Origin of the sequence: Archangium sp. (assembly GCF_036388035.1) — a bacterium.
In the GTDB taxonomy this organism is placed as follows: domain Bacteria; phylum Myxococcota; class Myxococcia; order Myxococcales; family Myxococcaceae; genus Archangium.
In genome coordinates this window covers 1-4676 of record NZ_DASVSO010000312.1, presented here as the reverse complement: position 1 = coordinate 4676, position 4676 = coordinate 1, and the positions used below count along the sequence as shown (strand labels likewise).

At 71.8% G+C, this 4676-nt stretch carries 7 protein-coding genes; 5 read left to right on the top strand and 2 right to left on the bottom strand.

The window, feature by feature from the left end:
- The 5 genes from VF697_RS12910 to VF697_RS12890 form a co-directional block, all read left to right on the top strand.
- Positions 1-903, top strand: a 903-nt coding sequence (locus VF697_RS12910; RefSeq protein WP_331094750.1) for a hypothetical protein, incomplete at its 5' end; no start/stop codon positions are given.
- 24 nt (positions 904-927) lie between these two features.
- Positions 928-1485, top strand: a complete 558-nt coding sequence (locus VF697_RS12905; protein ID WP_331094748.1) for a 2'-5' RNA ligase family protein — start codon at positions 928-930, stop codon at positions 1483-1485.
- Between the two features lie 58 nt (positions 1486-1543).
- Complete coding sequence (locus VF697_RS12900) at positions 1544-2437, top strand: transporter (RefSeq protein WP_331094746.1); 894 nt, start codon at positions 1544-1546, stop codon at positions 2435-2437.
- Complete coding sequence (locus VF697_RS12895; RefSeq protein ID WP_331094744.1) at positions 2434-3153, top strand: hypothetical protein; 720 nt, start codon at positions 2434-2436, stop codon at positions 3151-3153. The genes VF697_RS12900 and VF697_RS12895 overlap by 4 nt, the downstream gene beginning before the upstream one ends.
- Positions 3154-3195: 42 nt before the next feature.
- The gene (locus VF697_RS12890; protein WP_331094742.1) at positions 3196-3615 is read left to right on the top strand and encodes a hypothetical protein; all 420 of its coding nucleotides are present in this window, start codon (positions 3196-3198) and stop codon (positions 3613-3615) included.
- Positions 3616-3629: 14 nt separating this feature from the next.
- Here the strand turns inward: VF697_RS12890 and VF697_RS12885 are convergent, their stop codons facing one another.
- Positions 3630-4418 carry an ABC transporter permease gene (locus tag VF697_RS12885; protein WP_331094740.1) on the bottom strand — a complete coding sequence of 263 codons (789 nt, stop codon included), beginning with the start codon at positions 4416-4418 and terminating at the stop codon, positions 3630-3632.
- Positions 4419-4422: 4 nt separating this feature from the next.
- On the bottom strand, positions 4423-4676 hold a 254-nt coding region (locus VF697_RS12880), incomplete at its 5' end, for a hypothetical protein (RefSeq protein WP_331094738.1).

Here is a 4676-nt window from a genome sequence, read left to right as displayed (position 1 = left end):
AGCTGGGCGCTCCAGGCCCTGCGCCGGCGCGTGCAGACCATCTTCCAGCCCACCGTGCCCAGCCAGGAGGCCCTGTCGCTGGAGTACGTGGACGGCGTCAATGATCGGATCAGCGAGCGGCTGGAGGAGCTGGGCATCTCGGACATCCAGCACCTGGCCTCGGCGGATCCCGGCGAGCTGACGCTGCGCACGCTCTACCCGCTCGCGCGCAGCATCGACTGGGTGGACCAGGCCATCCTCGTCACCTACCTGCGCGACAAGGTGGGCGCGGCCAGGCAGATGGGCGTGCGCGGGGCCAGCGACATGCGCGAGCTCTACCAGGACGCGCGGTGGCACGTCGGCGAGGGAGCGCCGGAGCTCAGGACGGCCAGTGCCCGGCTCGGCTCCGCCCCCGAGTTGCTGGACCCGAGCCAGCGCGCGCGGACACTGCTGCAGGATCTGGCCACCCGGAGTGGCCTGCCACTCCAGGCGCTCTACAACATCGGCAGCCGGCTCTCGGAGGACTACCAGGTGGACTTCCTCGCCTACCTGCGCAACCGCCGCAGCCTGTCGTGGCCGCTGCCAGCCCTGGTGGGGGCCATCCGCCGGGCGCTGGAGGACAGCGGCCTGTACACCGGAGGCGAGCCCAGCCTCAATGGCATCCCCGAGGGCGCCTTCGACGCCCAGCGGCTGGTGGCTCCCGAGGTCCGGCAACGCTTCAGCGACACGCTCAAGGAGGAGCTGCGCCAGATGTCGCTGGAGTGGACCGGCAACGTCGAGGAGCTGCGGGAGGCGAGCAGCTACGAGGAGCTCTATGATCTGCTCCTGACGCGGATCGGCCAGCGGTCGCCCGAGCTGTCCCTGAGCCCACCACCGATCGACCGCCGTTTCCGGCTGCCGCGCTGGCTCCAGCGGGCCCATTGAGCGGGGCGAGCGGAGGGAGGCGTCATGGCGAATCCCGCGTGGACCCATCGCACGGCGGTGGTCTTCATCCCCCCCGCCGAGGTCTGGCCGCCCATCCAGGCCATCCGCCGCGTGCATGATCGGCAGCTCCAGCGGTGGATGCCCCACATCACCCTGCTCTACCCGTTCGCCCCCCGCGACGAGCTGCCGAAGCTGCTCCCCGGGCTCGAGGCCGCCTGCGCCGGGCTGAGCCCCTTCGAGGTGAGCCTCGGCGCGTTCCGGGTCTTCCAGCACCGCTCGGACCGGAGCACCGTCTGGCTCGCGCCGGAGCCGCGTGAGGCCTTCGCACGCCTCCAGGCCGCGCTCCAGGAGGCCGCCCCCGACTACGCCCACACCTCGGGCTTCTCGGGCGGCTTCACGCCGCACCTCAGCGTGGGCCAGTCGGGCGGTGCCGAGCGGGTGGCCTCGCTCATGGCGAGCCTGGGCGAGACGTGGAGCCCGCTCGTCTTCCAGGCCTCGGAGGTGAGCATCATCGCGCGGGAGGGAAATCGCCCCTTCGAGGTGGTCCGGACGCTGCGGCTCGGGGCTCCGCCGGGAGGGTGAGCCGCGACAACTCGCCGCAGGAACCCCGAGGGCCCTGGCGGCTACAGTGCGCGCCACCATGTGGAAGTCCCCCACCGTCGCGGCCCTGGCCGTGGCCACCCTCCTCGTCCCCACGGAGGGGCTCGCCTGCGCCACCTGCGCCTGTGGCGATCCCACCCTCACCTCCATGGGCACCGAACAGCCCTTCGCCGGGCGCCTGCGGTTCGCCACCCAGGTGCGCGCCTGGGGCATGACGACGGGCCAGGAGGAGCTCGACGCCCTCTCCCTGCGTGAGCTGCGCCTGGATCTCTCGGTGGCCTACGCCCCCCTGCCCTGGCTCTTCCTGTCGGCCACCCTGCCCCTGCAGGCCCGGACGGTGCAGGACGTCAGCCTCGCGCGCGAGACGGCCTGGGGACTCGGGGACATGGAGGTCGGCGCCAAGGCCTTCGTCTTCCGGGATCGCGACTTCTCGCCGAACCACCTCCTCGGCGTGCTCGTGGGCACCCGGCTGCCCACCTCGCCCACCCAGCGCGACGCGGAGGGACGCCCGCTGTCGCTCGATGCCCAGCTCGGCACCGCCTCCGTGGACCCCTTCCTGGGACTGGCCTATACCGCCTTCCGCGCCGACTGGTCCTTCCTCGCCAGCGCCACGGGCTACCTCCCCACGCGCGGGCGCGAGGGCTTTCGCGCCGGCGCCGCCCTGCGCACCACGCTGGCCGCCCAGTACCAGCCGGGCCCGCGCTGGGCCCTGCGCCTCGCCCTGGACAGCCGCCTGGAGGGCTCCAGCGACACCCTCGGCGTGCCGGATCCGGTGGGCAGCGGCTTCATCGCCTACCTCTCCCCGGACGTGCTCTTCAGCCCGGCCACCGACGTGGTGGTGGAGCTCGGCGTGCGCGTGCCCGTCCTCAACCTCCTGCGCGGCAACGTCCGCCAGACGCCCATCCTCCAGGCCGCCGTCGCCTACGATCTATGAAGCCTCGCCTCGTCTCCCTCCTCCTGCTGGCCCTCTGCGCGTGTGGAGCGCGCGAAGAGGGCACCCGGCTCCATCTCCAGCTCGAGCTCCGCCCGGCCCGAGATGGACGGACGGAAGGCTCCGCCCGCCAGTTCACCACCGATCGGGGCGAGCGCGTCACCCTGACCCGCGCCCACGTCACCTTGAGCAGCGTGGAGCTCTTCCCGTGTCCGACGCGCGGCGCCTGGCGGTGGCTGCGCCAGCTCTCGCCCATTGGCACGGCCGAGGCTCACTCCACCACCAGCCCCCGGCGGCTGGGCACACCGCACGTGCTCGGCCTGGAGCGCCCGGATGGAGAGGCGCTCGTGCTGGGCACCCTGCAACCGCCTCCTGGCAGCTACTGCCGCGCCCACCTCGTCTTCGGGCCGGCGGACGCGGATGCCGAGGGCCTGCCCGCCGGAGTGGGCATGGAGGGGAAGACCCTGCTGCTGGAGGGAGAGCGCGTGCCCGCCGAGGGAGGAGCCGCGAGGCCCTTCCGCCTGGAGAGCGCCAGCGTCGGCAACGCCGAGGTGTGGCTGGAGGGACTCTCCCTCACGGCGGACGCGTTGGAGGCGAGCCGCACCCTCCATCTGGCCTATGATCGCTGGCTGGACGGTGTGGACCTCGCATCGGCCGAGGCATCCGAGCAGGTGCTGCGGAACGTGGCCAGCTCCGCGGAGCTCGAACCCTCGCCCTGAGTCCCCGCCGCTCCGCCGTCTTCAGCTACCGGAGAGTTCAACATGTCCGCTCGTTCCCCCTGGCTCCCACTTCCACTCCTCGCCGCCCTCTCCTTCGTCTGCCTTGGCGGCTGCGGCGAGGAGACCGAACCCCAGACCCCACGGCGCCCGGGCGGACCGTCTGGCGCGACCTGCCCGGAGAGCGGCGGCCCCACCGAGCAGAACTTCGGCCAGGCCTTCATGGAGAGATACTGCCTCCCCTGCCACAGCGTGGACGTCGGCTATACATCGCGCAGGGGCGCCCCGGAGGAGGTGAACTTCGACACGCTGGATGACGTGCGCGACTGGGCGGAGGACATCGACACCCACGCCGCCGCGGGACCGTCCGCCACCAACACCGAGATGCCGCCGAGCGGCAGACCCAAGCCCACCGAGGAGGAGCGGCGGAAGCTGGGCGAGTGGCTCGCCTGTGGCGCGCCCTGAGCACCGCTCGACGCTCAGCGCAATTCGGCGCGCTCGAACATGCGGGTGCCGAGCACGAGCGCGCCCCAGGAGCCCACGAAGGCCACGGCCAGCGCGATGGCGGTGAGGCGCGGCACCGCCGCGTCGTACCAGAGGAGGTTCGGTCCCAGGACGATCATGTCTCGCAGCCAGTCGCGCCCCTCGTACAGATCGGGGCGATAGAGCAACACCGCGGTCGGGAACAGCGGCACGATCCACGTCACGAACGCGATGAGGAGTCCCTGGAACGCGTCGCGCACCAGGAGCAGCGGGACGACGAGCACGCAGAGCAGCAGCACCGCCAGGGCCGTGAAGATGAGCCCGGCGCCGATCGCTCCCGCGACGCTCACGTTGGAGCCCTCGCCGGTGAAGGGCCGCACGACGAGCCCCAGGAGCAGGCACAGCACCACGCCCAAGGCGGTGGCGGCGAGCAGGATGGGGCCCACCCGGGCCATCAGGAAGGTGCGGCGGGAGATGGGCTTGCTGAGCAGCAGCTCGAGGGAGCGGTTCTCCCGTGGCTCGACGAGGGCCCGCATCAACCCCGTGACGCCGCCGAAGAAGACCAGGAGGTAGATGCCGATGTATTCGTTGACCAGGATCACGGCGCCCATTCCGCGGATCAGGAACGCGCGCTCCATGAAGGTGATGACCGGGGTGGGAAAGAGCGGCATGAGCCAGGCCGTGAAGACGACGATGGCGAGGCCCACGAGCAGGGACACGAGGGGCACCCAGCCGACGGCATGGCGGGCCTCGAGGAGCCGGTAGCGGCGAAGAGTGGCCTGCATGGCGTCACACCTCCAGGTGGCGCACCCGCAGGGCGCCGAGAGCGAGTACGGCCCCGTTCATCCCCAGCAGGATGGCGATGGGCGTCAGCAGGTGCCCGGGGCGCAAGTCATCCACATGGCCGAGCACGGAGATGCCCTGGGTCATGGGGTTGAGGGAGGAGATGCCGCTCCAGGCGGGGTTGTAGAAGCCGATGAAGGCCATGCCCACGAGCAGGCTGAGCACCAGCAGGCTGACGAGCCCCGCCATCGCCCGCCGCT

Bases quoted from the DNA above. Each gene is read 5' to 3' on its own strand.
- VF697_RS12905 (WP_331094748.1), top strand. From the start codon at position 928: ATGGCGAATCCCGCGTGGACCCATCGCACGGCGGTGGTCTTCATCCCC.
- VF697_RS12900 (WP_331094746.1), top strand. From the start codon at position 1,544: ATGTGGAAGTCCCCCACCGTCGCGGCCCTGGCCGTGGCCACCCTCCTC.
- VF697_RS12895 (WP_331094744.1), top strand. From the start codon at position 2,434: ATGAAGCCTCGCCTCGTCTCCCTCCTCCTGCTGGCCCTCTGCGCGTGT.
- VF697_RS12890 (WP_331094742.1), top strand. From the start codon at position 3,196: ATGTCCGCTCGTTCCCCCTGGCTCCCACTTCCACTCCTCGCCGCCCTC.
- VF697_RS12885 (WP_331094740.1), bottom strand. From the start codon at position 4,418: ATGCAGGCCACTCTTCGCCGCTACCGGCTCCTCGAGGCCCGCCATGCC.